Here is a 26,414-nt window from a genome sequence, read left to right as displayed (position 1 = left end):
ACATGCCCCGCTATCGATACACCGGCCCGGCGACGGGCCTCACGATCGGCCAGGACGAATTCATGCTGTATACGGGCGCGACGCTCGAGCTGCCCGACTGCCCGCCCGTCGCAACACTCGTCGCGCTCAAGCGGCTGACGCCTGTCGAGGAGGCCGCGCCGACCAAACCGAAGGCGTCCACGAAGCCCTCCGACGCGCCGGCCCCCGAAGGGGCCAACGGCGTACCGCCCACCGTCGCGCCCGTTGCCGCGCAAATCAAGGGAGACTGATTCATGAGCTATCTGCATGGCGTCGAGACGATCGAAACGCAGTCGGGCGGTGCGTCGGTCACGCTTGTCAAAACGGCGGTGATCGGCCTGATCGGCACGGCCGTCGGCGGCGCAGTGAATCAGATCATTGTGGTGTCGGGTGATCGAGACTTTGCGCAGTTCGGCCCGGCCGTGCCGAACGCGACCATCCGTGCCGCCCTGACGGCGATTTTTGATCAGGGGCCGACAGTTGTGCAGGTGATCAACGTGCTCGACCCTGCCATCCACAACACGGCGGTCGCGGGCGAGGCGTTGACCCTGAATGCAGCCGATACCGCGACGCTTGCCCACCCCGGCATCGTCACGGCGCTGCCCAGCGCGATCAAGAGCCCGGACGGGGCGACAACCTACGAGCCCGGCACGGACTATGTACTCGATACGCTGAACGGCATCGTCACGCGCGTCGCGACCGGCGCGATCGCACGGAGTGCGACGTTGAGCGCGTCCTACAGCTACGCAGATCCGTCGCAAGTCACGCAGGCCGAGATAATCGGGGGCATCGACGCAGCCGGGCTGCGCACCGGCATGCAGAAGCTGCTCGACGGCTATTCGACCCTCGGTTACCTCGCCAAGCTGCTGATCGCACCGGTGTACTCAACGTTTGCGTCGGTGTCGTCGGCACTGGAGACCGTCGCCGGCAAGATTCGCGCGATTTCGTACCGCGACGCACCGGCCGGTCTCACCGTACAGCAGGCGGTGGAAGCGCGCGGGCCGGCCGGTGTCGTGAACTTCTTCACGTCGAGCGAGCGCTCGGCCCTGTGCTACCCGCATGTCGAGGTGCTGGACGAAACGACAAACGCCAATGTGATCGAGCCGCTATCGGCGCGTGCGGCAGGTCTTCAGGCGCTGGTCGACCAGCAGTTGGGTTACTGGTTCTCGGCGTCGAACAACCAGCTCGGCGGCGTCCTTGGCCTGGAGCGCCCGATCTACGCAATGATCAACGACCCGAACAGCGACACGAACCTGCTGAACGCGGCCGGGATCATGACCATCTTTGCGTCGTACGGCACAGGTTACCGTCTATGGGGAAACCGTTCTGCTGCGTTTCCGGCGTCCACGGAACCGACGCAGTTCATTTGCGTGCGCCGCACCGCCGACGTGATCGAGGAGAGTCTGGAGTACTTCACGCTCCAGTACGTCGATAAGCCGATATCCAACGGCGACATCGATGCGATCCTTGAGTCGGCGAACGGCTTCCTGCGCAAGCTGGTCGGTGACGGCGCGATCATTGATGGCCGCGCGTGGTTCGATCCGACGCTGAATCCCGCCACCGAGCTGGCGGCCGGTTGGATTCAGCTCTCGTATGACTTCATGCCGCCGCCGCCGGCCGAGCGCATCACGTATCAGGCGACGGTCAACATCAACTATCTGAATCAGCTCGGGAGCACGCAGCAATGACTTCGATCCTGATCAACCGAATTACGAACGCGAACCTGTACCTCGGCGGTAATTCGCAGCTCGGCAAGGCCGACGAGATTTCGCTGCCGGACATCACGGTCAAAGAGACCGAGCACAAGGCGGTGGGTATGGTCGGCACGATCATGTTGCCGGCGGGCTTCGACAAGCTCGAAGGCAAGGTCAAGTGGAACAGCTTCTACAGCGACGTGTGGTTGAAGTTCGCCAACCCGTTCACGTCGCTGTCGCTGCAATGCCGGTCGTCGGTGGATACGTACACGAGCCAAGGCCGCACACAGCAGGTGCCGCTCGTGACGTTCCTTACCGTGACGATGAAGAAAATTCCGACCGGCTCGTTCAAGCAGAACGACAACGCGGAATTTCAAAGCGAATTCACGGCGTCCTACATCAAGCAGCAGCTGAACGGTCAGGACATCGTGGAGCTGGACTTCATGTCCAACATTTTCAAGGTCGGCGGTAAGGATCAACTGGCGCTCTACCGCGCCAACATCGGAGCGTGAAATGAAAGTCGAAGATCAAGCCAAAGGTGCGGCGCACCCCGGCGAGGAAGGTCAAACCACGACAGCTACACGCACGCCGGACGGCGGCGTAGTTGTCCCGCTGCGCGAACCGTTCAAGCTTGCGGACGGTCGCGAGATCGACCGCATCACGATGCGTCGCGCGAAGGTTCGCGATCTGAAAGCCGCGCAGCGTGTCGGCGACGATAGCGTGACGCAAGAACTCGCGCTCGTGGGCATCATCTCGCACGAGCAGGTGCTGGCCGAAGACCTCGAAAACATGGATCTGGGCGACTATCAGCGCGTCCAGGCCGCCTTTCGCAAGATGCTTGATCGACCGAGAGTCGCTGCGCAAGGCGGGGGGGCTGCTGGCACGGTGGTTCAGGTTCCAGCCCAGTGAGATTAACGCACTCGATATCGCGGAGCTGATCGACTGGTCGGAGCTGGCCGCCGAGCAGATCGAAAGCACCAGGAAGGCCGAAGACGCATGAGCTTCGGCTTTTTTCATTTCAGGGGCGACGACGTATGAGCAACATGCTCGAGCTGGGAATACTGCTGAGTCTGACCGACTCGGCAAGCGGGCCGCTGCGGGTCTTCACGAACTCGCTTTCGCAGGGCGTCGCGCAGGGGATGAACGGCCTGCAACGCCTGGGCACGGCACTTGACGCGATGGGTAATCGCATGATCGCGCTGGGCGCATCGTCGAAGGCGGTCGGCGGCGAGATCATGCACTTCGTCGAAAAGCCGATCCACGCCTTCGAAGAAATGGATTCCGCGCTGAACGACCTGGCTGTCGCGTCGCTCGACAAGACGGGCAAGATCGGCGACGGGTTCGATGCGATCAAAGAGAAGGTCTTGCAGATCGACGCGCGCCTGCCGATGACGACGGCGCAGGTGTCGGAAGTCGGTACGGCGCTGATGAACCTCGGCACGACCAAAGAGCAGTTGCTCGGCGGCGCACTGGATGCCGCGGCGAACCTGTCAGTCGTGATGAAGATGTCGCCGGAAGCGGCCGGCGAGATGACGGCAAAGGTGCGCGAAGCGTACCAGCTTCAGGGGAACGAGCTGCCGAAGGCGGCCGACCTGATCCAGCGTATCAGCTTCGCGGGCGGCATCAAGCCAGGCGAGCAGCTGGAATTCATGAAATACGCGTCGCCGAACATCAATGCATTGGGACTGACCGGGCTAACTAACGCCAAGGGGATCGGCGCGCTCCAGGTCGAACTCGGGCGGATGGGTATCGCCAGTTCGCAGGCCGGTACCGAGATCGGCGGACTGCTGTCGGATCTGTCGTCGGGACCGCGCAAGCTCATGATGGCGCGCAAGGGCATGCGGGGCGCGGCCAAGGAAGAGATGATCAAGGCCGGTCTCGGCAATGTCAGCTTCTTCGACGCCCAGGGGATGCTCAAGGGCGGCAAGGACGGCACTGGTATCCAGAATATGGTGACCACGCTGTCCGATATGTACACGAAGCTCATGAAGTCGGGCGGCCAGCGTGGGGTGATCGACGTATTCAACGGCATGTTCGGCGCGGAACATGGTCGAGCTGCCATTCTGCTCGCGAAGAACGGTGTCGACGCCTACACCGATTCGCTGAAGCGCCTGGATGACCAGGCGAGTATCGATCAACGGATCGGCGTCACGATGCAGAGCTTCAAGAACCGCATGACGGTGCTTGGCAGTAACGTCACCAACGCGCTGGCCGCATGGGCCGCGCCGGCGCTGGAGATGCTGGAACCGTATCTCGACAAGCTCAGCGACGGGATCGCGGACATGCGCGAATGGATCAATCACCACAAGACGTTCGCGAAGTGGACCTTCCTGATTGCCGGGGGGCTCGGCGTCGTGCTCTCCACACTCGGTTCGATCGCACTGGCATCCGGTTTTGCCGTGAAGCTGGCCGGTGCGCCCCTCCGACACCTGGGGAGCCTCGGCAGCGGTGGGTTCTCAGCGATCAAGAGCATTGGCAAGGGACTCGGTTCCGGCTTGCTGGAAGTGGGAACGCGCATTCCTGGCGTGTCGTCCATGATCCGATCCTTTGCGATGGCGCTGTCGATGAACGGCGGCGGCTTGGGCGCAGTCATCCCGACAATTATCCAAGGCCTTGGAGCGCTCGGTTCCGCGTTCCTCGCGATTCCCGGTATCGGCTGGATCACGGCGGCCGTCGTCGTCGTTGGTGTCCTGATCTACAAGTACTGGAAACCTATCAAGGCGTTCTTCGCCGGATTCTGGACGGGCCTCAAGAGGGGTCTCGGCCCGAGCTTTTCGGCGATCGGCCAGGCGCTGTCGCATTTGGGTTCGGCGCTCGCGAAAGTGTTCCAGCCGTTCATGCCCGTGGTGAACGTGGTAGTCGGTTGGTTCAAGCAACTGTGGCACTGGGCCACCGAGCTTTTGAAACCCGTCGACGACACGGGCGGCGCTGCGCGCAGCATGGGCGAATCGTTCGGCCTGGCGCTCGGCAAGATCATGGGCTCCTTCGGGAAACTGTGGGCGGGTCTGCTCAATTTCGAAGCGAAGTTCCTCGAATTCGGTGAACACATCGTGACGGGGTTGATATCGGGCATTGGCAACAAGATGGCGGCCGCCCGTGATGCGATCGTGAAACTCGGCGGCAACATCAAGACGTGGTTCACGCAGACGCTCGGCATTCACTCGCCGAGCCGTGTCTTCATTGGGTTCGGTAAGAACATCGGCGAAGGTGCGGAACTTGGCATGCTGAGCAAGCTGGGTTCGGTCCAGGACACGGCCGCACGTCTGGCGGGCGCCGCCGCTCAGGCGGCAACCGGGCATCGCGTCAATACTGCGCTCGCAACCGCGGCGAAGGCTGGTCATCCGTCCGACACTATGGGCGGCCAGTCTACCGGCGGCCACGTCATCCATTTCGCGCCGACGCTGCACGTCGCCGGCGGTCCGAATGTTCGCGAGCAGGTGGGCGATGCGATGCGCACGTCATACGCCGAGTTCGAAAAGCTCATGAAGCGTTGGCAGGCCAGCAACGCGCGCACGTCGTTCTGAGGAGCAATATGGCATTCGATGTCACTTCGATCGCAACGTCTGCCCTCCAGCAGACCGTCAACGCGGTTTCCAACGCGGCCGCAGGCTATGCATCCCAGTACGCACAGGACTTGCTCAGCTCGCTCGGTGTGCGCCTCCAGTTCGCGCTACTCGGCGACGTCGGGTTCGACGTCATCACGTACCCGAATTCATGGGAAACGAAATTTGGCGCTGACTATGGCGAACACAAGCTGATCGGCAGCAAGCCTCGGCTCCAGTGGACGGGCGACCGCCTGGATGAGATCACGTGGACGATCGCGTTGCACGCGGCCTACTGCGATCCGGAGTCGGAGCTGCTCAAGCTTCAGCGGCTCATCGCTAGTCATACCGCCGCGCCACTGCACCTTGGAAACGGCGACTTCAAGGGAACGTTCGTTGCGGCCGACTGTTCGATTTCGGCGCGCCACACGTTTCCGGACGGCACGCTGATTTGGGCCGAAGGCTCGCTCACATTGCGCGAGTATGTCGTGCCGCTTGTCCTGGTCGAGCAGACTGCATCGCAAGCGCCGACCGCCGCGCAATCGAGGTCAGGCGGTGGCGTCTCGACCCCGCCGAAGACAGTTCTCGCGAAGCCCGCGCCGCGCGCCGCGCGGGCCCCGATTTGCCGCAACTGAGGACGACAGTATGACTACAGCTATTCAGGCCATGCGGCATGTCACGATCGCGGGCGAGCGATGGGACACGATCGCGTGGCACTACTACGGCGATCCCACCGCGTACGGCCCCATCATCTCCGCGAATCCATCGGCCGACATCAAGACGGTACTGCCCGCCGGTTTGACGTTGCTGATTCCGATCATGACCCTCGATGAGGTCGACGCTCAACAAACCAATCAGGATCTGCCGCCATGGAAACAGTAGCGCCCGAATCAGCCGCCACGTTGCTGGTGCCGACAGCCGACGTCATTGTTCCGTCCGGCTCTATCATCGTGATCTATCAGAAGAAGGACATCAGCGCGGCGATCGCGCCATACCTGACGGACGTTCACTACACCGACCACATGGGCGGTCAAGCGGACTCGGTCGAATTGACGCTAGAGGACGCTGACGGACGTTGGATGGACGCGTGGTATCCGACATTCGGCGACACGCTGACGGTATCGATCGGCTACGCAGGCCAGCCTCTGCTGCCGTGCGGCACCTTCGATATCGACGAGATAACGCTCGACGGGCCGCCCGACACGGTTTGTATCAAGGCGTTGGGTGCGGGGGTAAAGAAGGCTGTCCGTAGTCGTACGGCACGCGCATACGAGAACGTGACGCTCGCGACCATCGCGGCGACCGTCGCGAAACGCAACAAGCTGAAGCTTGCAGGCAAGATCGAGCCAATCCAGATCACGCGCGTGACGCAAGCGTATGAAACCGACCTGGTGTTTTTGAAGCGAATTTCGATTGAGTACGGATATGAATTTTCGATTCGCGGCGGCCTCATGACCTTCTACAAGCGTAGCGCGTTGAAGGCTGCGCAGCATGTGCTGGTCATCGGCCGCTCGGACCTGACGAAGTACTCGTTCCGCGACAAGGTGCACGAGATCTACCTGGCCAGCACCGTGACGTGGCACGACCCGCACGCGAAGCACGTACGCAAAAAGCGGGTTGCCGATCCGTCGTCTAAGTTGTCGGCGTACGACCATTACAGCGCCGACGAGCTGAACCTCAACGTTCGGGCCGAGACCGACAGCCAGGCGAATGCGAAGGCGCAGTCCGCGCTTGAGCGGGCGAACGACGATCAGACCGGCGCAACGCTCACGCTGTACGGCAATACAAAGCTGGCTGCCGGCGTCAACATTCTGGTTAAAGACTTTGGAAAATTGAGCGGCAAATATTTCATTTCGCAGTCGAAGCATGAGTTTTCGCGCGGCAGCGGGTATTCAACCGAAATTGAACTCAAGCGAGTTAGGGACGCGGCAAATGGCGCATGACAATCACGGGCCGGCCACCGGCGGTGTTCGCTTCAAGACGGGCGTCGTGTCTGCCGTCGACGGCGCGGGCAATGTGCGTGTGACGTTCGAGGACATCGGGGTGCAAAGCTTCTGGCTCCCGGTGTGCTATCCGAAGACGCAGGACGACAAGGCATTCTGGACGCCGGATGCCGGCGAGCAGGTGCGTTGCATCATGGACGAGCATCTTGAAGACGGTACTGTTCTCGGCGCGATCTACTCGGCGGCCGATAGCGTGCCATGGTCGTCTGGCGACGTGTATGGCTGGCTGTTTAAAGACGGCGGCGGATTCTCGTACAACCGGTCGACCGGCGAGCTGGACGTCAACGTCAAGGGCAACACGACCGTCACGATTGGGGGCGACGCAAATATCAATGTGGCCGGTGCATTGAATGTCACGTCTGGAGGAACGGCGACGCTGAAAGCCGGGGAAACGGTCATCGACGGCAACCTTCGCGTAAAGGGCGCAACGATGCTCGAAGGCGGCGTCGGTGGCGCGGCTGGCGCAAGCACCGTGATTCCGGGTAGCATTCTCGCCGAGAACGACGTCAAGGCCGGGGACGTCAGCCTGCACGACCACGAGCACGACGACCCCGAAGGCGGCACCACGTCCAAGCCGATTCCCTCGTAACAAGAACTCGCGTTACTGTCGGGCGCGCGCATGGTTCCGGATACTCCGGATCATGCAATCGTCCGACACCACCACCATCCAGACGCGCTTTTTTCAGCTTGCGCTGTCCACTCAAGCCACAGCCGCCTCGGGCGGCTTGCTTGCCGATGCTGTCGGTCAGGTTGTGACCGACGTCGACGACATCGGCCAATGCGTCACCATCATCCTGCACACGCCGCTCGGCAGCGACCCACACCGCCCCGATTTCGGCAGTAACGTCGACCGCTACATCGACTACCCGATCAACATCGCGCGCCCGTATATCGCACGTGAGATCCGGACTGCACTCGCTCGCTGGGAACCAAGGCTTGACCTTGTCCAGGTGTCGGTCGCGCCTTCGGATATCGCGAAGCTCGCGGTCGGTATCCGTTGGCAAGTCGCCGCCGCCTACTCGAACGACATCTTCGTGACGAACCTTGCCTTTGGGAGGCTCGCATCATGAGCGTATTTGATCCGTCGCTGCCCGTACCGAGCTTTATCGACCGCAATCCGTCTCAGGTGACGGCCGACATGGTCGCGATGTACGAGGGACTTACCAGTAAGACGCTGTATCCCGCGCAAGCGGAGCGCTTGCTGATCAACGTCTACTCGTATCGTGAAAGCCTGCTGCGCGAAGCCATCCAGGACGCGGCGAAGCTGAACCTCGTTCGGTATTCGCGTAGGCCCGTGCTGGACATGTTGGGCGAAAACGTCGACTGCCACCGGATTCTCGCGCAGCCTGCGCAGTGCACGCTGCAGTTCACGTTCGATGCGCCGGGTTCCGCAATCACGTTGCCGGCCGGGACGCAGGTCGGCTCCGACGTCGTGTTCGCGACAGCAGCCGATGCCCAGGTCGCCGCGACAGATACGACAGCCACGGTGCAGGGTTTGTGTACGGTGGCCGGCACCGCCGCGAACGGCTTCGTCGCCGGCCAGATCAACGGCCTTATCGGAACGATTGCTGGTCTGAATATCACGGTCGCCAACAATGCGACCACCACCGCAAACGGCACCGACGACGAAGAAGACGACAACTATCGGGAGCGCATCGCTCTCGCACCGGAAAGCTTCTCAACGACAGGGCCGATCGGCGCCTATGTCTATTGGGCGCGATCGGCTGACCCGAGTATCGTCGACGTTTCAGTGCAGTACCCGGCGCTGGAGCTAGTCAACAACGCATTGAGGTCCGCCAACGACGTTCCGCCGGGCTGCGTGTATCTGTATCCGCTGACCAGGACGGGGCTTCCGTCTCAGGCGATTAAAGACGCGGTGCTGGCGTCGTGCTCGGCGACCAATCGACGCCCCTTGACTGATTTCGTGCAGGTGTTCGACGCGGAAGAAGTCGACTATCAGATTGTGGCGGAGTTGATTCTGCTTGATACCGCCGATCAGTCGATTGCGCTTACGCAGGCGAACAGCGCGACGGCGACGTATGTCATTGCGCGAGAAGGTCTGCTCGGCCTCGACATCGTGCGCGAGCAGATCATCGGCGTGCTGAACGGCCCGTCGGCCTACGGCGTCTACAAGGTAAATCTCATCCAGCCGGCCGCCGACGCGGTACTGACGCCGCAGCAATGGGGTCATTGCACCGGCATTCAGATCACGATTGCGGGCTCGACCGACGGTTGACATGACAGACTTCGTTGATCCATCGCTGCTAGTGCCACCGCTTGCACGCGACCTAAACGCCCGCGCACTCGAAACGATCGGTGCATCGGCGGTCGACATCGACCTCACGCCGCTTGTCGTGGCGGACTTCGACACAGTGCCGGCCGACGCGTTGCCGGCACTTGCCGAGCAGTGGCGCATGCTTGGTGACGCCGGCTGGGCGTATGTGACGACGGAGGCGCAAAAGCGCGCGCTGTTGAAACAGGCCGGCGCATTACACCGCATTCACGGTGCGCCCGATCCGGTCATGCGGATTCTAACGATCATCGGCGTCACGGCAACGATGACGGAATGGTTTCGGCAGACGCCGCAGGGCGCGCCGTACACGTTTGTGCTCAACGCCGATACGCTCGATCAACCCGACGGTGCGCCGCCGCTCGACCTGAAACGCTGGGGGGAAATCGCTCGCGTCGTCAATTTCTGGAAGAACGGGCGCAGCGGTTTCAAGCTGACCGCGAGCAGCGCCGGCATCGGGCTCGGTACCGGTATCGCCATGATCGCCAACGGCGAAGAGCAAGGCCACATCATCGCGGAGTTCGCAGCCGTCGATTTTCCGATGCAAACCCTTGGTTCGCCATTCCCCGTCACCATGACCCAATACGGATTCGTCTAAGAAGACCATGAGTCAACGCACCATTTCATTGACACTGACGCTCGCCGGTATGAACGCGCTGATCAGCGCGCAACAGCGAAGCATGGACGTGCAATTCAGCGCGATTGCGTTGGGCTCAGGTACCGCGCCGCTGACTTCCTCCGCTGTCGCGTTGACGAGCGAACAGGAACGCTCGTCCATCTTCTCGGCGTCGCAGCCCGCGCCTGGCCAACTGCGCATCAATTCGTTGTTCGATACAGACCCGCCAGCGCCGTATAGTGCGACCGAGCTGACGCTGATTGGCGACGGCGTTGTGTTTGGCGTATGGAGCACGTCCGACCCCGCGCAGGCTCTCGTTGTGCGTACGCCTGGTGTCCCGTACACGGCATCCATCACGGTCGGCTACGGGCAATTGCCCCTGCAAAATATCTCGGTCGTCATCCAGCCGCTCGACGTTGCGGCGCAGGCCGCCGCCGATGACGCGGTCACGACCGCGATCAATACATTGCTCCAGCAAACCGATCCGTTCGATCAGTATGTGTCGGGTGTTGTGGATCAAGCGGGAAAGCCGGCCGCATGGCGGGCGCAGGCGATCGCCAACCTAGGGCTGACTGGGGTCGCCTTCACGTCGCAGCTCGGCACCTTTGTGCCGACTGGAGCAGGCTTGCCGTTTTTCGGTGGCGCGGTGCCCGCCGGCTTCCTGCTCGCCAACGGCGCGGCTGTGTCACGCGCAACCTACGCGGCACTGTTCGGGCAAATCGGCACGACATACGGTGCGGGGGACGGCGCGTCGACATTTAATTTGCCCGATTCCCGTGGCGTCAGTTTGCGCGGCCTGGACAACGGCCGAGGGCTCGACTCCGGGCGCGCTCTTGGTAGTTACCAGGCCGATGCTTACGCGTACCACAACCATAGCATCAGCGACCCGTTGCATTCGCATGGCGTGAACGATCCGTCCCACGGCCACGGTGTCGCCGACTACCAGCACGCACACAGCTTCACGGTGATCGCGCAGAACGTTGATTCCAATGGCTCCGGGGCACTTACTGGCGGCACGCTTGATACCGGTAACGACGGCGTATTCACAGGGACGACGAACGAGAGCGGAAGCAACATCGGCATTTACGCGAGCGGGACCAATATCGGGATCTATGGCAGCGCCACCGGCATATCGATTCAAGGGGCCGGCGCGTCAGAAACGCGCGGCAAGAACCTTGCCGTGAACTACATCATCAAGTATTGAACACCATGACGAATCTTGTTACTGCGTATCAGTGCGACGCACAGGGCGTATTGATCGGAACGACCGCGATTCAGGAAGATCCGAATGAGCCGGGTTCCTTGCTGTTGCCGCCGGGCGTGACGACCGTTCCGCCACCGAATTTCGATCCGACGTTGAGCGTCGCTGTGTGGGGTAACGGCGAGTGGGTTGTGCAAAATTTGCCGGCGTCGCCGGCGACACCGTCGTCGACGCCGGCCGCTGCGCCGGTGGTCGCAACTACCGAGAACAGGCCAGACATCGGCGCGAATGAAGTCGCCGTGATCCTTGGCGGCCAGTGGCACGTGTTGTCCGACTTTCGAGGGACGACCTACTGGCTCGCGGACGGCAGCCGACACACCATCACCGAAATTGGCGCGACCGTTCCGGCTGACGGCCTGACGTCGCCGCCGGCACCGCCCGCGCCCGTAGCGCCGACACTCGCTCAGGTGCAGGCGCAACAAGCCGCGATGTTGCAAGCCGCGTATTCGGTCGCAATTCAGCAACCCGTTTCCTTCACGACTGCGGCCGGCGTGACGAAAGCTTTTGACGCCGATGTAGCAAGCCAGCGGGTATTGCAGACCGCGACACAAGGCTACGACATGGCCGGATCGGTTCCGGACGGATTCTATTGGGTGGCGGCAGATAACACGCAAGTGTCGCTGACTTTGGCCGACCTGAAGGGGCTGTATGGCGCGATGCTCGCGCAGGGCTGGACGGCATTCCAGCGCCTTCAAGCTCGCAAGGCTGCAATCTCGGCCGCGACGACCACGAGCGACGTCCAGGCAGTCGTGTGGTGAAGCACACCTCCCATATTTCGATCATGAGCTGACTATGCAAGGTTTTCCGCACAATTCATTGGCGTCACCTCCTGGTGTCGCGTCGGGTCAAGCCGTACCGCCCACCGGCGGCGGCGGATGGGGGCAAGACGCAGGCCCCGGTGTCAACGGCACGCCATTCGCCGCCGCAACGGCGAATGACATGCTCGGCAATATGCTGCGTATTTGTCAGGCGGCTGGCATTACACCGACTCCCAATCGCCTCGATGACTTGCTGGACGCGTTGAACGAGCTGTTCAAAGGCGTCAATGCAGACTGGAACGCAAAGAGCGGACTCGCGCAGATTCTGAACAAGCCCGCGTCACTGTCGGTTATGCCGACACTCATGATCGAGTTGGGTCACAGCGCGCAGCAGAACGGCGCCCGGGGGATTGATAAGGGCGGCTACTATCAAATCGACTTCCACGCCGGCACGACGGCCTATAACGGCTTCCAGTATGTGGCGAACAGCGACGGCACGCTGACGCTTCCGCAGGGGCAATACATGATCAATGGAAGCGTCAATGTTATTGCCCCGAGTACCGATACGTTTCAGCTGCCGGCGCAGGTAGCGCTGGCCATCGGCACCGTGTACAAGTGGCCCGGCATTTTTCAGTATGCGGTTCGGGCGTTTCCGAGCTTGCCGATCGCAAGTCAAAGCGTTTCTGGGTCGCTCGGCAGCATCGTGATCAGCGGCGTACAAGCGTGGGACTCGAATTGGGAACTCTGGCTGGGTTTTTCGAAGGTTCTCGGCTCGGTCAACCAGACGCCGCTGCTATTGCAGGGTGTCGTGTCGATCACGCAGTTGAGCGCGACACCTCCCGGAACCGCTCTCGCTGCTGACACCGCCAGAGCGCCGGTCTGATCTAAAGCTGACCGCCTTCTCAACCTCACCAGCCGCGCCACGATGAAATACATCTACTTCCCGGAAATGCTCACCTATGCCGGCGCTGTGCCGGACGACGCACCGATTCCGTACTGTCTCACCACGCCGCCGCCGGACGCACCCGACGTCAATAGCATCGTTGTCGCCGACGTAGCGCAAGGACAGTGGGTCACCCGACCGCTGAACGCGGTCGAGCTGGATGTGAAGCGATCGGGGGCACGGGCGGCTGTGCAATCAGCCTACGACAAAGCGATCGCGGCGGGGTTTCAGTCGTCCGCACTCGGATCGGCGCATACGTATTTGGCCTTGCCCGCCGACCTCGACAAACTGCACCAGGCTGTGACGACGTCGTGCTTGCCGATCACGCCCGCGAATTGGTCGATGCCGTATCTGTGTTCGGACGGCGAAGGCGCGTGGTCGCTGCGCAGCCATTCGGCAAGCCAAATTCAGCAGGTCGGGTTTGACGCTGGCACGGCAGTAGGAAAGCTTGCCGTGACGAAGGCGGAACTGTCGCTCGCCATCGAACAGGCGGCAGACAATGCGGCAATTCAGGCGGTGGTTTGGCCGTCCTGACGTGAGACAGAGCGACCGCCGTGAAGTTAGTGGCTTCACGGCGGCCACCGCGACACTGGACCAACCAGTGAAGAGGCCAAGGCTCCGCTGCCTGCCGGCAGGCGGGGCTGATTCTAATACATGAAACGGTCTTTCACCTATGCAAAAGTGTCACCTCCCTGAAATCCGATGCGGCCGCTGTACGCGAAAGCTCGGTGCGGGCCGATACCTCGAACTGAGTATCAAGTGTCCGCGCTGTAAAGCAGTCAATGTTTTGAAGGCCGAGAGCCTCCAGTCAGAGCGCCCGCGAGCGCCTGATTCGGAGAAGCCGCATGGCAACCAGCAAATCGCGCCCGGCGCGTCCGTACGGGCGTAACGGGTTCAAGTACCAGTCCAAATACGGCGTCATCGTGCTTTGCGCTGACGAGGCCGACCGGCAGCGCGTCTATCGCGATTTGACCCGTCAGGGGTACAAGCTGAAGGTGGTGTGCGTATGAAGTTTCAGATTCGCCACCGCTGCCCCGATCCGCGTAGCTACCGCGCTGCCCGCGTGAAATCCCTGTTCAACGTCGACGACGGTAGCCGGTTCGAGCTGGACGCCGAGTTGCCGATCGACGACGACGGCTGGCAGATCGGGGTCGTTGTCGGGCCGTCCGGTTCGGGTAAGACCAGCATCGGCCGCCAGATCGGGCCGATCTACGCGCCCGAATGGCCGGCGCGCAAGCCGATCGTGGACGCGATCGCGCCGCGCGGCGAGTTCGATGCGGTGACGGCCTCGCTGTCCGCCGTAGGTCTCGGGAGCGTCCCGACCTGGCTGCGACCATTCGGCGTCTTGTCCAACGGTGAACAGTTCCGCGCCATGTTGGCCCGGCTCGTATGCGAAGCGCCGCCGATCGCCGTCGTCGACGAGTTTTCGTCGGTGGTCGACCGACAGATTGCCAGGATCGGCGCGGGCGCATTCGCGAAGGCTTGGCGGCGCACCGGTGGGCGCGTGGTGCTCCTTTCCTGCCACTACGACATCCTCGACTGGCTACAGCCGGATTGGGTATTCGACACCGCGACCGGCCAGTTTGAACGGGGGCGTCTTCGGCGACGGCCGCCCATCACGTTCGACATCGAAGAGACCGACTGGCGGCACTGGCCGCGTTTTGAGCCGCATCACTATCTGAAGATGCCGCGCATGATGGCCGCGACCAACTACGTGGCATGGGTCGGCGACGAACCGGTCGCACACGTTGCCGTCACCACCCGTCAGGGCCTTGTCGAAGCGCGAGCGTGCCGGCTCGTCGTCATGCCGGAATGGCAAGGTGCCGGAGTTGGTATGCGATTCCTGAACGCCGTATGCGAGGCATGGGCGACAGGGCGCAACCGCTACGAGCTGCCGCTCCGCTCACTGTTCCATACCAGCCATCCGGGGCTGGCCGCCGCGCTGAGACGCGACCGCCGCTGGACGCAAGTCTCAGCGCACCTGTACGGGGAAAGCCGCGCCAGAAGCCTTAAATCACTGGCGGACAGCCGGCAGCGGCGCGGCGACGCGTCAGCACCGGGTGCTGCCTATGGCGGCCACTTCCGCGCGGTTCAGGGCTTCCGATATCTCGGGGAGGACGCCGAATGCGCTTGACGATCGTCGGCCAAAAATGGATCGCGGCCGAGCTGCTCGAGCAGTGTGTCGTGGAGGGGCATGAAGTCGTGGCGGCGATCGCGCCGGCCGCTAACGATAGATTGGCGCTCGTCGGCCACCGACTCGGTATCCCGACCGTCGTGTCGCGGCGCGTCGAGCCGGACGCAATCCCGCAGTCAACGGACCTGATTTTGGCCGCGCACGCACACGCGTTCATTTCGGCAACCGCTCGTCGACGGGCAAGATTGGGGGCGCTCGGCTACCACCCGTCGCTTCTACCGCGTCATCGCGGCCGTGATGCGATTCGGTGGGCAATCCACATGCGCGAGGCCGTTACGGGCGGCACCCTGTATTGGCTGGATGACGGCGCGGACACCGGGCCGATCGCGTTGCAGGATTGGGCGCATGTGCGGCCCGGTGACACGCCGGCCGAGCTATGGCGGCGGACGTTGGCTCCGATGGGGCTGCGTCTGTTCCGTGAGGCGCTGGCGCGCGTTGAGAGGGGGAATTGCCCACGTATCGAACAGGACACCGAGCTGGCCACGTGGGAGCCCGCGTTTCGGTCGTCGCTGCTCGGCGATCAATAGAGGGTGCGCGCGTTTCTACGCGCGTAATTCGATATCGCCAGTAGAAACCGACCGGCGCGTCAAATATGACGCAGAATCAGCCGCAAATACGACGCGCCGCTTCAGCTCGCTGATGTCGCCTTCGTTGAAGCGGCGCTGCACCAGCTTCAATGCCTGGTCGCGCAGCTCCACCGTGCGGCGGTACAGGTCCTGGTCGGAATCGAGCTGGCGCAGTTCGAAGTAGTTCTGCGCGACGTCCGCCTGCAGCGCAAGCTGCACCGAACGGAACAGCGCTTCGCTCTGCGCCTGGTCGGCACGCGACGCCTCGACGTTGCGGCCGACGCGGCCGAACAGGTCGGCTTCGTACGACACCGTGCCCTGCGCGCGCCACAGCGTCGCGTTGGTCGGGCCCGTGCCCTGCGGCTGGAACTGCGACGCCGACGACACCCCTTGGCGCGTCGGCCCGAAGCCGGCACCAATCTGCGGGAACCATTGCGAGCGTGCCGTACGCGTCGCCGCGCGCGCTTCCTCGACTCGCGCCGCCGCGGCCTTCAGGTTCTGGTTCGCGGCGAGCGCCTGCGTCTCGAGCGAATCGAGCACCGGGTCGCCGAACACCTTCCACCATTCGCCGCGATGCGTGCCGTCCGACGGCTCGGCCGTCTTCCACGTGCCGGCCTGTTCGCCGGCGGCGAGCGTCGGCGCTTCCTTGAACGCGGCGGGCGTCGGCGCATCCGGACGCTTGTAGTCGGGGCCCACCGCGCACGCGGCGAGCAGCGTCGCGAGCAGGGTGCTCGCGGCCGCCACCTTCGCGAAGCGCATCAGGCCATTCGTGTTGTGCATGTTATTCATCTTCTTGTCCTCAAGCATCCGATGCCGGCACGCCGGGAGCCGGCACGCCGTAACCCGCCGAGTCCTTGCCCGCGACGTGGATCTTGCCGCCCGCGAGCGTGCGCAGCACGACGTAGAACACCGGCGTCAGCATCAGCCCGAACAGCGTCACGCCGAGCATCCCGAAGAACACCGCGACACCCATCGCATGGCGCATTTCCGAACCGGCCCCCGTCGACGTGACGAGCGGCACGACACCCATGATGAAGGCGATCGACGTCATCAGGATCGGGCGCAGCCGCAGCCGGCTCGCCTCGATCGCGGCCTCGAGCGGCGTCCTGCCGTCGTGTTCGAGCTCGCGTGCGAATTCGACGATCAGGATCGCGTTCTTCGCCGACAGCCCCACCAGCACCATCAAGCCGATCTGCGTGAAGATGTTGTTGTCGCCCTGCGTGAGCCACACGCCCGTCAGCGCCGACAGAATGCTCATCGGCACGATCAGGATCACCGCGAGCGGTAACGTCAGGCTTTCATACAGCGCCGCGAGCACGAGGAACACGAGCAGCACGCTGATCGGGAACACATACATCGCCGAATCGCCCGCGAGGATCTGCTGGTACGTGAGGTCGGTCCATTCGAACCGCACGCCGCGCGGCAGCGTTTCATGTGCGATGCGCTCGATCGCGGCCTGCGCCTGACCCGACGAGAAGCCCGGTGCCGGGCCGCCGTTGATGTCGGCCGCCGTGTAGCCGTTGTAGCGCACGACCATTTCCGGGCCGAACGTCGGCGTCACCGTGACGAGCGACGACAGCGGCACCATCTCGCCCTTGTCGTTGCGCGTCTTCAGCTGCAGGATGTCGTCCGCGCGCTGGCGGAACGGCGCATCGGCCTGCACGCGCACCTGGTACACGCGTCCGAAGCGGTTGAAGTCGTTCACGTACAGCGAACCGAGATACACCTGCATCGTGTTGAACACGTCGGTCACCGGCACGCCCAGCTGCTTCGCCTTCACGCGATCGAGATCGACGTTGAGCTGCGGCACGTTGATCTGGTAGCTCGTGAACAACGGGCCGAGTTCAGGCGCCTGCTGTGCGCGCTTGATGAAGTCGTTGGTCGCATCCGCGAGCCGCGCATAGCCGACCGCGCCGCGATCCTCGATCTGCATCTTGAACCCGCCCAGCGTACCGAGGCCGAGCACCGGCGGCGGCGGGAACACCGCGACGAACGAGTCCTTCATCGCGCCGTACTTCTGGTTCAGCGCACCCGCGATCGCGCCGGCCGACAGCGCCTTGCCATGCCGTTCCGAGAACGGCTTCAGCGTGACGAACACGATGCCCGCGCTCGAGCTGTTCGTGAAGCCGTTCACCGACAGCCCCGGGAACGCCACCGCGCTCTCGACGCCCGGCTGCTTCAGCGCGATCGAGCCCATGTCGCGGATCACCTTCTCGGTGCGGTCGAGCGATGCGCCGTTGGGCAGCTGCGCGAACGCGATCAGGTATTCCTTGTCCTGCGCGGGCACGAAGCCGCCCGGCACGACCTTCGACACGAGCACGGTCGCGCCCACCAGCGCGAGGTACACGCCAAGCATCAGCGTCTTGCGCGACAGCACGCCGCGCACGCCGCGGCCGTAGTTCTCCGCACCGCGATGGAACACCTTGTTGAAGCCGCGGAAGAAACCGCCGAGCACGCGGTTCATCACGCGCGTGAGCCAGTCTTCCTTGTCGCCATGGCCCTTCAGCAGGATCGCCGACAGCGCCGGCGACAGCGTCAGCGAGTTGAACGCCGAGATCACCGTCGAGATCGCGATGGTCATCGCGAACTGCTTGTAGAACTGGCCGGTCAGGCCCGACATGAACGCGAGCGGCACGAACACGGCGACGAGCGTCAGCGCGATCGCGATGATCGGCCCACTCACTTCCTGCATCGCCTTGTAGGTCGCCGCCCGTGCGTTCATCCCGCTTTCGATGTTCCGCTCGACGTTCTCGACCACCACGATCGCATCGTCGACCACGATCCCGATCGCGAGCACCATCCCGAACAACGACAACGCGTTGATCGAATACCCGAACGCGAGCAGCAGCGAGAACGTACCGATGATCGACACCGGCACCGCGATCAGCGGAATCAGCGACGCGCGCCAGGTCTGCAGGAACACGATCACGACGATCACGACCAGCGCGATCGCTTCGAGCAGCGTGTGCACGACGGCCTTGATCGACGAACGCACGAACTGCGTCGGGTCATAGACGATCTTGTAGTCGATGCCGGCCGGCATATCCTGCTTCAGCTCGGCCATCGTCTTGCGCACTTCGTCCGAGATCTGCAGCGAGTTCGCGCCCGGCGACTGGTTGATCGCCATTGCAACGGCCGGCTTGTTGTCGAGCAGCGAGCGCAGCCCGTATTCGGATGCGTCGAGCTGGATCCGCGCGACGTCGCGCAGGTGCGTGACGCCGCCATCCGGCGTCGTCTTCACGACGATGTCGCCGAATTCGTCTTCCGTCTGAAGACGGCCGCGCGCGTTCACCGACAACTGCAGCGGCGTGCCCGGCAGCGACGGCGACGCGCCGATCACGCCGGCCGCGACCTGCACGTTCTGCTCGCGGATCGACTGCACGACGTCCTCGGCCGACAGCCCGCGCTGCGCGACCTTCTGCGGATCGAGCCACACGCGCATCGCGTAGTCGCCCGAACCCCACAGCTGCACCTGGCCGACGCCCTGGATCCGCGACAGGCGATCCTTCACGTTGATCAGCGCGTAGTTGCGCAGGTAGGTCATGTCGTAGCGGTTGTCCGGCGAGATCAGGTGGACCACCATCGTCAGCGTCGGCGAGCTCTTCACCGTCGTGATGCCGAGCCGCTGCACGTCTTCCGGCAGGCGCGGCAGCGCCTGGTTCACGCGGTTCTGCACGAGCTGCGTGGCCTTGTCCGGATCGGTGCCGAGCTTGAACGTGACGGTGATCGTCATGTTGCCGTCGCTGTTCGCCTGCGACTGCATGTAGAGCATGTCCTCGACGCCGTTGATCTGCTCTTCAAGCGGCGACGCGACCGTCTCGGCGATCACTTTCGGGTTCGCGCCCGGGTACTGCGCCTTCACGATCACGGAAGGCGGCACGACTTCCGGATATTCCGAGATCGGCAGCAGGAACATCGCGATCACCCCGCCGAGCAGGATGATCACCGATAGGACTCCTGCAAAGATCGGCCGGTCGATAAAGAATTTTGAAATATTCATGTGTGGCTCTGTCTGGTTGAACGCGGATACGAAGCGGCGGGCCGCTTACGAATCCGCCTTCGCCGGTGCGGCCGGCTTCGCGTTGTCCGCCAAAGGCGCGGACGGCGCGTCACCACCCGTCATCGGGACCATGTGCGGCTTCACCTGTTCGCCGGGGCGCACGCGCTGCGTGCCGTTCACGACCACGCGATCGCCGGCGGCGAGGCCGCTCACGATCACGCGCCGGTTGCCGTGCTGCATCCCCTGCTGCACTTCTCGGTACGACACGCGGCCTTGCTGGTCGACGACGAACACGAACTTCTTGTCCTGGTCGGTGTTGATCGCCGCGTCGTCGACGAGCAGTGCCTCGTGCGGCGCGCTGCCGCCCACCTTCACGCGTGCGTAGAGGCCCGGGACGAGCGCACCATCGGCATTGTCGAAGCGTGCACGCACGCGGATCGTGCCGGACGACGTGTCGAGCCGGTTGTCGACCGAGTCGATCTCGCCGCTGCGCGAGTAGCCGCTTTCGTTCGCGAGACCGAGCTCCACCGGCACCTTGCGGCCGTTGCGCGCGCCGTTGATGTATTGCAGGTAGGTCTGCTCGTCCGCGTCGAACGATGCGTAGATCGGCGACACCGACACCAGCGTCGTCAGCGGCGCGGCCGATGCGCCGGCCGACACGACGTTGCCGAGCGTGATTTCCGCACGCGACACGCGGCCCGAAACGGGCGCCGTGATCCGCGTATAGCCGAGATTGATGCGTGCCGTTTCCAGCGCGGCTTCGGCGGCCTTCAGGTTCGCCGTCGCCTCGCGGGCCGCGTTCTGCTTCTCGTCGTAATCGCGCTTCGCGATCGCGTTGTCGCCGATCAGCCGCTGCGCGCGCTGCCAGTCGGTCTGCGCGTAGCCGTTGCGCGCCTGCGCGGCCGCGAGCTGTGCGGCCGCGCGGTCGGTTTCGGCCTGGTACGGGCGCGGGTCGATCACGAACAGCACGTCGCCCTTCTTCACGAGCGCGCCGTCCTTGAAGTTCACCGCGACGATCGTGCCCGACACTTGCGGGCGCACGTCGACCTTTTCGACCGCTTCAAGGCGGCCCGAATAACTCTGCCAGTCGGTCACGGTCTGCGGCACGACGGTCGCGACGTCGACTTCGGGCAGCGGCGCTGCCGCTTTATCGGGTGCGTTCGCGTTCACGCGCATTGCGCCGAACGTTCCGAGGCCGACGACGGCAAGCGTCACGATCGCCGCTGTCGCGATCCGGGAACGGGAGGTGCGTAGGATGGCCATGTGGATCTCCAGTAAACGTGGATTGGTTTTGGTTATTCGGAACGGTTCGGCTGGCGCGCCTGGAAGCGGCACTGGAAGAAGCGCACGGCTTCCTCGAAGGCGGCTTCGTGCGTCGCGAGCGCGGCGTGCGTGATGTCCGGATAGCGGATCACCTGCGTGAGCACGCCCGACGAGATCAGGCAGCCCGCATATTTCTCCGCCTCGACGTGCAGCACGTCGTTCTGCGCGGTGACGACGAGCGTCGGCGGCAGCCCCGCGAGGCGCACCGATTCGAGCGGCGCCGCGTACGGGTGCATGCGTTGCGCGGCCTGCGGCAGATACGCGCGATAACATGCCGCGCATTCCCGCGCGGTGATGTCGGACGCGAGGCGATCGGCGTCGCCGATGCGTGTCATGCTCGGGTCGAGCATCGGCCCGAACAGCGCCTGCGCGACGATCGACACTTCGCCGCGATCGCGCGCGATGAACGCGAGGCAGTTCGCGAGCTGGCCGCCCGCGTCGTGGCCCGCGACACCGATCTTCTTCGGGTTGCCGCCGAACGCGCGGGCGCGCGTCGCGGCCCATACGGCGGCGCGATACGCATCCTCCGGCGCGGCCGGAAAGGGAAAGGCCGGCGCGAGCGAATAATCGACCGACACTACGAGCGCTGGTAAGCGTTCTGCTAAAAAACGCGCGGCGAAATCGGCGTCTTCGAGCGAACCGCGGACGAAGCCGCCGCCGTGGAAATAAAGCACTACTGGCAACCCGGTCTTGTCCGGGCGGCGGTAGAGGCGCAGCACGATGTCCTGCGCGTAGCCGGGAATTTCGACTTCGGCGACCGTCAGCGCCGCGCCCGCCATGGCTTGGGCGGGCAATGCGGCCTTCAGGAATTTGCTGAATTCAGAAGCGTCCATGACGATGCAGCATCCATTTCGAGATGGAACGAATTCTGGGTCCGGCAGACATTGGGATAAATGCCTATAATCCGGCAACACAATTCAACGCCCCCGAACAATCCGAGGCTGCGTTTACCCACGAGGTAGCGCAGCCTTGTTGTTCCGGAGGCTCATTAGATTGCGGAGGTTGTGATGGACCGGCTTCAGGCCATGCAGGTGTTTACTCGCGTCGTCGATACAAGCAGCTTCACCAAGGCAGCAGAAACGCTCAGCTTGCCGCGAGCGTCCGTCACGACGATCATCCAGAATCTCGAAGCATTCCTCGGTGTGCGGCTGATGCACCGGACCACGCGCCGGCTGTCGCTCACGCCGGACGGCGCCGCGTACTACGAACGATGCGTGCGGATCCTCGCGGACGTCGAGGAAACCGAGGCGAGCTTCCAGGCGAACAACCGGAAGCCGCACGGAAAGTTGCGTATCGACATGCCGGGTTCGATCGGGCGGCTGCTCGTGATTCCGTCGCTGTGCGAATTTCATTCGCGCTATCCGGACATCGACCTGCAGCTCGGCCTGTCCGACCGGCCGGTCGACCTGCTGCAGGAAGGTGTCGATTGCGTGATCCGCGTCGGCGCACTGCAGGACTCGTCGCTCGTCGCGCGCCGGGTCGGCCTGTTCGAATGCGTGACGGTCGCGTCGCCCGACTATCTCGAGCACCACGGCGAGCCGCAATCGATCGACGACCTGAGCCAGCACAAGGCCGTCAACTACTTCTCGAGCCGCACCGGCCGCACGATCGACTGGACGTTCCTGACCGACGGCAAGGAAGTCGAGATGAAGATGGAAGGCATCGTGTCGGTGAACGACGCGGATGCGTACGTAACCTGCGGGATCGAAGGCTTCGGGCTGATCCAGCCGCCGCTGTTCATGGTGCTGCCGCATCTGCGCGAAGGCCGGCTCAAGGAAGTGCTGCCGGGCGTCAAGCCGCTGCCGATGCCGATCTCGGTCGTGTATCCGCACAGCCGTCATCTGTCGCCGAAGGTGCGCGTGTTCGTCGACTGGGTGGCCGAAGTGTTCGACCGCTGCCCGCTGCTGAGCGGCAAGGGCAGCCTCGACGCGACGTGCAGCAAGCGCACGTTCGAGGAAGCTGAACGCGCGCCGGCGCTCGACACGCCGGTCATCAACGAGTGGGTCGCGTAATCGTCTGAACTGCACGCGCGGGCTGCGAGGCCCGCGCGTCGCCCCGCCTCCGCGCCCCGTTTCCCGCCCGGCGCACCCGATCCTTCCTGAATCCGCAGCAAACCTTTGTGCCATGCGACGCAATCGTCCGCATGCGTCGCCGCGCGCCGTCGTCGCTCCCGTGCGAGGCCCGCTGCAAGCGGGTTCGGGCGATTTCCGCATAACCCTGCCAGGTGTACGGATGTCGATTGTTCCACTGACACGACAATTCAATTCGCATCTGCCGCATTTATCGCGACGGAACAGATACCTAGAGTAAACCCTGTCGCGCACCTCGTTGCGCATCGAACAGATCCCGCTTGATGGGACCGGAGTAAGCGCTCCAGCGCCAGCTCCGAATGACAGGAGTTACGCCATGAACCGCCGCCATCTTCTCTCCGCCCTCGCACTCACGCTCGCCGTGTCCGCACCGGCCTTCGCCGATTCGGGTACGCCGCATGCCGGCGACTACGGCAACACGTCGTGGTACTCGCAGCACTACGGCCCGCGCACCCGCGCCGAAGTAAGCGCGGAAGTCGAGCAAGCACGCAAGGACGGCACGCTCGCGTACCTGCGCAAGGCCAACTCGTATCCGCAAGGGCTCGAACTGGCACAAGGCCCGTATCGCCCGACGCCGGAAAGCAACCAGCTCGCCGGCGGAGGCCGGTAAACGCGCAACGCCGCGCAACGGGTTGCCCCGTGCGCGGCGTCGCGATTTCCCTGTCGACGACTCGCCGAGTCAGTCAGTTAGATAGTTAGTTGCAGGAGCACATGATGAACGATCAACTCCCTTCGCCGCTCGATCACTGGGACGACACCACGCCGGTATGGACGCCGTTCCGTTCGGCCCCGCACGCGCACTGACCGCCGGCCGAGTCAACTTCCGGCCCTTACCGGCGCGGCACCCCGTCACGCCATTCGCCCCAGTGCGTCACGATGTCCTGAACGAGCGGATTGCCCGCGCGATACAGGTTTTCGGTCGCCGGGGCGAAGCCGCCCTGGTCCGCGTAGTTCAGCAGGTTGTCTGTACTCGTCTGCCCCACATACGGCCGGTCGAAATCGGACCCCGTGCGCAGCACCGCGACGCGCGACAGGTCGACCCGCTTCACGCTCGCCGCGCGCTTGAGCGCTTCATACGTCGCGTTGTCTTCCTGCGCGGTCATGCAGTAAGTACCTTTGCCGTCGGTCAGGATCTTCGTCCACTGGCGCGCGCGCTCGCCGATCAGCGTGCCCGAGAACCACGTGTTGCCCGATGACGTGTCGCACTGGATCACCGTCGGCGGCCGGTTCGCCGGCGCATACGTGAACTTCGCACGCGCGGCCTGCGCCTGCGCGCTGTCGGCGAGCACCACGTTGCGCGACAGCGCGACCGCGGCGTCGGTCAGTTGCGGGTTCAGCTGGAACACTTCGGTGCGATAGTCGAGCGGCGGCTTGTCGTTCGGGCTCTTCGTGTTGATGCCGAGGAAGCCGGTATTCCAGCCGGCCGGAATCTCGCGTGCATCGAGTTCCCACTGCAGGCTGAAATCGACGAGGTACTTCGACCACGCGGCCGAACCGACCGTGCCTTGCGCGGGGTCGACGCCTGCGATGCCGGAGATCAGGAAGTACGTGCGGCGCAGATCGAAGCGCTGCGAGAACGTGAGCGCCATGATCGTCGCCGACGCGTTCGCATAGCCCATGCCGGTCGTGACCACGCACACGTCCTGCTTGTTGCAATGAACGTTCGGGTAGTCGGGCGACAGGCCGGGCACGGCGATGTCGCGCCACGGGCCGAGCCGGTCGAGCCAGGCCTGGCCCTCCGGACCGAACATCGTGATGATCATGACCTTGACCGGGCGGCCCTGTGCACCGGTCTCGGCGAATGCATTGTTGCCCGCGTTGTTGCCCTGGTTGTCCTGCGCGATCGACGGCGCGGTCGCACAGGCTGCGAGCGAGAATGCAGCGGCGGAAAGAATGGAGCGAGTCAGCATCGGCGTTCCTTGTTTCGATGATGTTGGGTGAGAACGGCTCTCGTAGACTGCGCGTCGGAGTATAGAACGGGCGTGCCCGATGCGGAACCCGACTACGAAACGACGTCGGTGCGTCGGCGCATCGGTGCGGATTGGGTACGTGCGGGAATGACGAAGGAAACGGCCCCTGCACCTCGACATTCCGTCAGGAATACTATCCGGTTGACCGAAACCGGCACGCCAGCCTCACCCGCCTGCTCATCACCCGCCCGGCGAACCGCTACAGCCGCGCCAGCCCCGCCACCCCGTAACCCAGCACGACAAGCGCGGCAACCACATGGCTCGCCGCAAGCAGCCCCGGCGACTTCACGATCCGGCCGATCACGCTGCCGCCGAATGCGAACACGAGCTGCCCCGCGAGGCTGCCTGCAAATACGCACGCGGCACCGAGCAGCCAGTGCCGATGCGCACCGGCGGCAGCGGTTGCATAGCCGTAGAACAACAGGATCGTGAGCGGGTTCGCGAGCGTGACGAGGAACATCGATGCAAACGGGCGGCTGCCCGGTGGCCGCGCATCGCCGTCGAGCGTGCGGCGGCGATCCCGCAGCGCCTGCCACAGCATCCGCGCGCCCATCGCGAGCAGCACGAGCGCGCCGACCAGTCGAAACAGCGACAGATGCGCGGCGAGCGTGCTCGCGAGCATCGCGCCGAGCGTGAACGCGACGACCGCATAGCAGCCGTCGGCCGTCGCGACACCCACCGCCGCGCGCACGCCGCTTGCGGTGCCGGCGCGCATCCCGTAGTTCGCGATCATCAGCGCAACGGGCCCGACCGACAGCGCGATCATCAGCCCGAACAGGAAGTCGTTCATCGGTCGTCGATGTCTTCGATGGAAGGCATCGATTCTAGCGACCGCAAAATAATCTGGTGGGGCGCTTCAGCGTCACGCGACGTCGACGCGTGCGGGCCCGTCCACCATCTCGCCGATCACGCCCGCGCGGTCGAAGCCGTCGGCACGGAAGCACGCGAGGACTTCATCGACGGCCTCGGGCGCGCACGCGACCAGCAGGCCGCCCGACGTCTGCGGATCGGTCAGCAGCGCCTGCGCGACGGGCGGCAGCGTGTCGGCCAGCTGCACGTCCGCGCCGTACGCGGCCCAGTTGCGGCCCGACGCGCCGGTGAACACGCCGTCGGCAACGAACGCCTCGACGCCCGCGAGCCACGGCA

General features: G+C 63.9%; 28 protein-coding genes and 1 pseudogene. 22 read left to right on the top strand and 7 right to left on the bottom strand.

Annotation, left to right across the window (positions count from 1 at the left end):
- The first annotated feature begins 2 nt into the window (after positions 1–2).
- The 20 genes from G3O06_RS20585 (at position 3) to G3O06_RS20485 (ending at position 15,846) form a co-directional block, all read left to right on the top strand.
- A complete protein-coding gene (locus tag G3O06_RS20585) occupies positions 3–269 on the top strand; it encodes a hypothetical protein (RefSeq protein WP_205817312.1) in 267 nt (88 codons plus the stop codon).
- A gap of 3 nt (positions 270–272) precedes the next feature.
- Positions 273–1,706, top strand: a complete 1,434-nt coding sequence (locus tag G3O06_RS20580; RefSeq protein WP_205817311.1) for a phage tail sheath subtilisin-like domain-containing protein — start codon at positions 273–275, stop codon at positions 1,704–1,706.
- Positions 1,703–2,224: a phage major tail tube protein gene (locus tag G3O06_RS20575; RefSeq protein WP_205817310.1), complete on the top strand. Its 522-nt coding sequence runs from the start codon at positions 1,703–1,705 to the stop codon at positions 2,222–2,224. Before G3O06_RS20580 ends, G3O06_RS20575 begins: the two co-directional genes overlap by 4 nt.
- 1 nt (position 2,225) lies before the next feature.
- On the top strand, positions 2,226–2,621 hold the full coding sequence (locus tag G3O06_RS20570; protein WP_205817309.1) for a phage tail assembly protein: 396 nt from the start codon (positions 2,226–2,228) through the stop codon (positions 2,619–2,621).
- A gap of 125 nt (positions 2,622–2,746) precedes the next feature.
- Entirely contained in the window at positions 2,747–5,236 is a 2,490-nt protein-coding gene (locus G3O06_RS20560; protein ID WP_205817308.1) for a phage tail tape measure protein, read from the top strand.
- A complete protein-coding gene (locus G3O06_RS20555; protein ID WP_205817307.1) occupies positions 5,203–5,889 on the top strand; it encodes a phage tail protein in 687 nt (228 codons plus the stop codon). Before G3O06_RS20560 ends, G3O06_RS20555 begins: the two co-directional genes overlap by 34 nt.
- Positions 5,890–5,899: 10 nt before the next feature.
- Positions 5,900–6,136, top strand: a complete 237-nt coding sequence (locus G3O06_RS20550) for a tail protein X (protein WP_205817306.1) — start codon at positions 5,900–5,902, stop codon at positions 6,134–6,136.
- The gene (locus tag G3O06_RS20545) at positions 6,124–7,197 is read left to right on the top strand and encodes a Cro/Cl family transcriptional regulator (protein WP_205817305.1); all 1,074 of its coding nucleotides are present in this window, start codon (positions 6,124–6,126) and stop codon (positions 7,195–7,197) included. Before G3O06_RS20550 ends, G3O06_RS20545 begins: the two co-directional genes overlap by 13 nt.
- Complete coding sequence (locus G3O06_RS20540; RefSeq protein WP_205817304.1) at positions 7,187–7,846, top strand: phage baseplate assembly protein V; 660 nt, start codon at positions 7,187–7,189, stop codon at positions 7,844–7,846. The genes G3O06_RS20545 and G3O06_RS20540 overlap by 11 nt, the downstream gene beginning before the upstream one ends.
- A gap of 52 nt (positions 7,847–7,898) precedes the next feature.
- A complete protein-coding gene (locus G3O06_RS20535; RefSeq protein ID WP_205817303.1) occupies positions 7,899–8,327 on the top strand; it encodes a GPW/gp25 family protein in 429 nt (142 codons plus the stop codon).
- On the top strand, positions 8,324–9,493 hold the full coding sequence (locus tag G3O06_RS20530; RefSeq protein WP_205817302.1) for a baseplate J/gp47 family protein: 1,170 nt from the start codon (positions 8,324–8,326) through the stop codon (positions 9,491–9,493). The genes G3O06_RS20535 and G3O06_RS20530 overlap by 4 nt, the downstream gene beginning before the upstream one ends.
- Position 9,494: 1 nt before the next feature.
- Positions 9,495–10,145, top strand: a complete 651-nt coding sequence (locus G3O06_RS20525) for a phage tail protein I (protein ID WP_205817301.1) — start codon at positions 9,495–9,497, stop codon at positions 10,143–10,145.
- Between the two features lie 7 nt (positions 10,146–10,152).
- On the top strand, positions 10,153–11,367 hold the full coding sequence (locus G3O06_RS20520) for a phage tail protein (protein WP_241020157.1): 1,215 nt from the start codon (positions 10,153–10,155) through the stop codon (positions 11,365–11,367).
- A gap of 5 nt (positions 11,368–11,372) precedes the next feature.
- Positions 11,373–12,182, top strand: coding sequence for a DUF4376 domain-containing protein (locus G3O06_RS20515; RefSeq protein ID WP_205817300.1), 810 nt, complete (start codon positions 11,373–11,375; stop codon positions 12,180–12,182).
- 34 nt (positions 12,183–12,216) lie between these two features.
- Complete coding sequence (locus G3O06_RS20510) at positions 12,217–13,065, top strand: hypothetical protein (protein ID WP_205817299.1); 849 nt, start codon at positions 12,217–12,219, stop codon at positions 13,063–13,065.
- Between the two features lie 42 nt (positions 13,066–13,107).
- A complete protein-coding gene (locus G3O06_RS20505; RefSeq protein WP_205817298.1) occupies positions 13,108–13,659 on the top strand; it encodes a hypothetical protein in 552 nt (183 codons plus the stop codon).
- Between the two features lie 139 nt (positions 13,660–13,798).
- Complete coding sequence (locus G3O06_RS20500; protein WP_205817297.1) at positions 13,799–14,014, top strand: Com family DNA-binding transcriptional regulator; 216 nt, start codon at positions 13,799–13,801, stop codon at positions 14,012–14,014.
- A complete protein-coding gene (locus tag G3O06_RS20495) occupies positions 13,971–14,135 on the top strand; it encodes a hypothetical protein (RefSeq protein WP_205817296.1) in 165 nt (54 codons plus the stop codon). Before G3O06_RS20500 ends, G3O06_RS20495 begins: the two co-directional genes overlap by 44 nt.
- Positions 14,132–15,259 (top strand): GNAT family N-acetyltransferase, encoded by a 1,128-nt coding sequence (locus G3O06_RS20490; protein ID WP_205817295.1) that lies wholly within the window; start codon positions 14,132–14,134, stop codon positions 15,257–15,259. Before G3O06_RS20495 ends, G3O06_RS20490 begins: the two co-directional genes overlap by 4 nt.
- A complete protein-coding gene (locus tag G3O06_RS20485) occupies positions 15,250–15,846 on the top strand; it encodes a formyltransferase family protein (protein WP_205817294.1) in 597 nt (198 codons plus the stop codon). The genes G3O06_RS20490 and G3O06_RS20485 overlap by 10 nt, the downstream gene beginning before the upstream one ends.
- A 102-nt stretch (positions 15,847–15,948) precedes the next feature.
- Here the strand turns inward: G3O06_RS20485 and opcM are convergent.
- From opcM to G3O06_RS20465, 4 genes and pseudogenes are all read right to left on the bottom strand, one after another.
- A pseudogene (gene opcM, locus G3O06_RS20480) lies at positions 15,949–16,674 on the bottom strand (multidrug efflux transporter outer membrane subunit OpcM); the annotation flags it as partial.
- A 10-nt stretch (positions 16,675–16,684) separates the two neighbouring features.
- On the bottom strand, positions 16,685–19,885 hold the full coding sequence (gene ceoB / locus G3O06_RS20475) for a multidrug efflux RND transporter permease subunit CeoB (protein ID WP_205817293.1): 3,201 nt from the start codon (positions 19,883–19,885) through the stop codon (positions 16,685–16,687).
- Positions 19,886–19,930: 45 nt separating this feature from the next.
- Positions 19,931–21,148: a multidrug efflux RND transporter periplasmic adaptor subunit CeoA gene (ceoA, locus tag G3O06_RS20470; RefSeq protein ID WP_174916302.1), complete on the bottom strand. Its 1,218-nt coding sequence runs from the start codon at positions 21,146–21,148 to the stop codon at positions 19,931–19,933.
- 32 nt (positions 21,149–21,180) lie between these two features.
- Positions 21,181–22,041, bottom strand: coding sequence for an alpha/beta hydrolase (locus G3O06_RS20465; protein WP_174999801.1), 861 nt, complete (start codon positions 22,039–22,041; stop codon positions 21,181–21,183).
- A 174-nt stretch (positions 22,042–22,215) separates the two neighbouring features.
- Between G3O06_RS20465 and ceoR the strand changes: the two genes are divergently transcribed.
- Both ceoR and G3O06_RS20455 read left to right on the top strand, forming a co-directional pair.
- Positions 22,216–23,220 (top strand): putative multidrug efflux transcriptional regulator CeoR, encoded by a 1,005-nt coding sequence (gene ceoR / locus G3O06_RS20460; RefSeq protein WP_174916304.1) that lies wholly within the window; start codon positions 22,216–22,218, stop codon positions 23,218–23,220.
- Positions 23,221–23,614: 394 nt separating this feature from the next.
- Positions 23,615–23,908 (top strand): DUF4148 domain-containing protein, encoded by a 294-nt coding sequence (locus tag G3O06_RS20455; RefSeq protein WP_174971121.1) that lies wholly within the window; start codon positions 23,615–23,617, stop codon positions 23,906–23,908.
- A 220-nt stretch (positions 23,909–24,128) separates the two neighbouring features.
- Here G3O06_RS20455 and G3O06_RS20450 read toward each other — a convergent pair whose 3' ends face one another.
- The 3 genes from G3O06_RS20450 to G3O06_RS20440 form a co-directional block, all read right to left on the bottom strand.
- The gene (locus G3O06_RS20450; protein WP_205817292.1) at positions 24,129–25,208 is read right to left on the bottom strand and encodes a purine nucleoside permease; all 1,080 of its coding nucleotides are present in this window, start codon (positions 25,206–25,208) and stop codon (positions 24,129–24,131) included.
- A gap of 259 nt (positions 25,209–25,467) precedes the next feature.
- The gene (locus G3O06_RS20445) at positions 25,468–26,058 is read right to left on the bottom strand and encodes a LysE family transporter (protein WP_205817291.1); all 591 of its coding nucleotides are present in this window, start codon (positions 26,056–26,058) and stop codon (positions 25,468–25,470) included.
- Positions 26,059–26,130: 72 nt separating this feature from the next.
- On the bottom strand, positions 26,131–26,414 hold a 284-nt coding region (locus G3O06_RS20440), incomplete at its 5' end, for an AIR synthase-related protein (RefSeq protein ID WP_241020156.1).

It is taken from the genome of Burkholderia sp. Ac-20345, from assembly GCF_017104825.1.
Lineage (GTDB): Bacteria > Pseudomonadota > Gammaproteobacteria > Burkholderiales > Burkholderiaceae > Burkholderia > Burkholderia lata_B.
The sequence above is the reverse complement of the archived record's forward strand: the minus strand, read 5'-3'. Positions and strand labels throughout refer to the sequence as shown.

Coding starts and splice junctions, on each gene's coding strand:
- G3O06_RS20585 (WP_205817312.1), top strand. CDS start 3: ATGCCCCGCTATCGATACACCGGCCCGGCGACGGGCCTCACGATCGGC.
- G3O06_RS20580 (WP_205817311.1), top strand. CDS start 273: ATGAGCTATCTGCATGGCGTCGAGACGATCGAAACGCAGTCGGGCGGT.
- G3O06_RS20575 (WP_205817310.1), top strand. CDS start 1,703: ATGACTTCGATCCTGATCAACCGAATTACGAACGCGAACCTGTACCTC.
- G3O06_RS20570 (WP_205817309.1), top strand. CDS start 2,226: ATGAAAGTCGAAGATCAAGCCAAAGGTGCGGCGCACCCCGGCGAGGAA.
- G3O06_RS20560 (WP_205817308.1), top strand. CDS start 2,747: ATGAGCAACATGCTCGAGCTGGGAATACTGCTGAGTCTGACCGACTCG.
- G3O06_RS20550 (WP_205817306.1), top strand. CDS start 5,900: ATGACTACAGCTATTCAGGCCATGCGGCATGTCACGATCGCGGGCGAG.
- G3O06_RS20545 (WP_205817305.1), top strand. CDS start 6,124: ATGGAAACAGTAGCGCCCGAATCAGCCGCCACGTTGCTGGTGCCGACA.
- G3O06_RS20540 (WP_205817304.1), top strand. CDS start 7,187: ATGGCGCATGACAATCACGGGCCGGCCACCGGCGGTGTTCGCTTCAAG.
- G3O06_RS20535 (WP_205817303.1), top strand. CDS start 7,899: ATGCAATCGTCCGACACCACCACCATCCAGACGCGCTTTTTTCAGCTT.
- G3O06_RS20530 (WP_205817302.1), top strand. CDS start 8,324: ATGAGCGTATTTGATCCGTCGCTGCCCGTACCGAGCTTTATCGACCGC.
- G3O06_RS20525 (WP_205817301.1), top strand. CDS start 9,495: ATGACAGACTTCGTTGATCCATCGCTGCTAGTGCCACCGCTTGCACGC.
- G3O06_RS20520 (WP_241020157.1), top strand. CDS start 10,153: ATGAGTCAACGCACCATTTCATTGACACTGACGCTCGCCGGTATGAAC.
- G3O06_RS20515 (WP_205817300.1), top strand. CDS start 11,373: ATGACGAATCTTGTTACTGCGTATCAGTGCGACGCACAGGGCGTATTG.
- G3O06_RS20510 (WP_205817299.1), top strand. CDS start 12,217: ATGCAAGGTTTTCCGCACAATTCATTGGCGTCACCTCCTGGTGTCGCG.
- G3O06_RS20505 (WP_205817298.1), top strand. CDS start 13,108: ATGAAATACATCTACTTCCCGGAAATGCTCACCTATGCCGGCGCTGTG.
- G3O06_RS20500 (WP_205817297.1), top strand. CDS start 13,799: ATGCAAAAGTGTCACCTCCCTGAAATCCGATGCGGCCGCTGTACGCGA.
- G3O06_RS20495 (WP_205817296.1), top strand. CDS start 13,971: ATGGCAACCAGCAAATCGCGCCCGGCGCGTCCGTACGGGCGTAACGGG.
- G3O06_RS20490 (WP_205817295.1), top strand. CDS start 14,132: ATGAAGTTTCAGATTCGCCACCGCTGCCCCGATCCGCGTAGCTACCGC.
- G3O06_RS20485 (WP_205817294.1), top strand. CDS start 15,250: ATGCGCTTGACGATCGTCGGCCAAAAATGGATCGCGGCCGAGCTGCTC.
- ceoB (WP_205817293.1), bottom strand. CDS start 19,885: ATGAATATTTCAAAATTCTTTATCGACCGGCCGATCTTTGCAGGAGTC.
- ceoA (WP_174916302.1), bottom strand. CDS start 21,148: ATGGCCATCCTACGCACCTCCCGTTCCCGGATCGCGACAGCGGCGATC.
- G3O06_RS20465 (WP_174999801.1), bottom strand. CDS start 22,041: ATGGACGCTTCTGAATTCAGCAAATTCCTGAAGGCCGCATTGCCCGCC.
- ceoR (WP_174916304.1), top strand. CDS start 22,216: ATGGACCGGCTTCAGGCCATGCAGGTGTTTACTCGCGTCGTCGATACA.
- G3O06_RS20455 (WP_174971121.1), top strand. CDS start 23,615: ATGAACCGCCGCCATCTTCTCTCCGCCCTCGCACTCACGCTCGCCGTG.
- G3O06_RS20450 (WP_205817292.1), bottom strand. CDS start 25,208: ATGCTGACTCGCTCCATTCTTTCCGCCGCTGCATTCTCGCTCGCAGCC.
- G3O06_RS20445 (WP_205817291.1), bottom strand. CDS start 26,058: ATGAACGACTTCCTGTTCGGGCTGATGATCGCGCTGTCGGTCGGGCCC.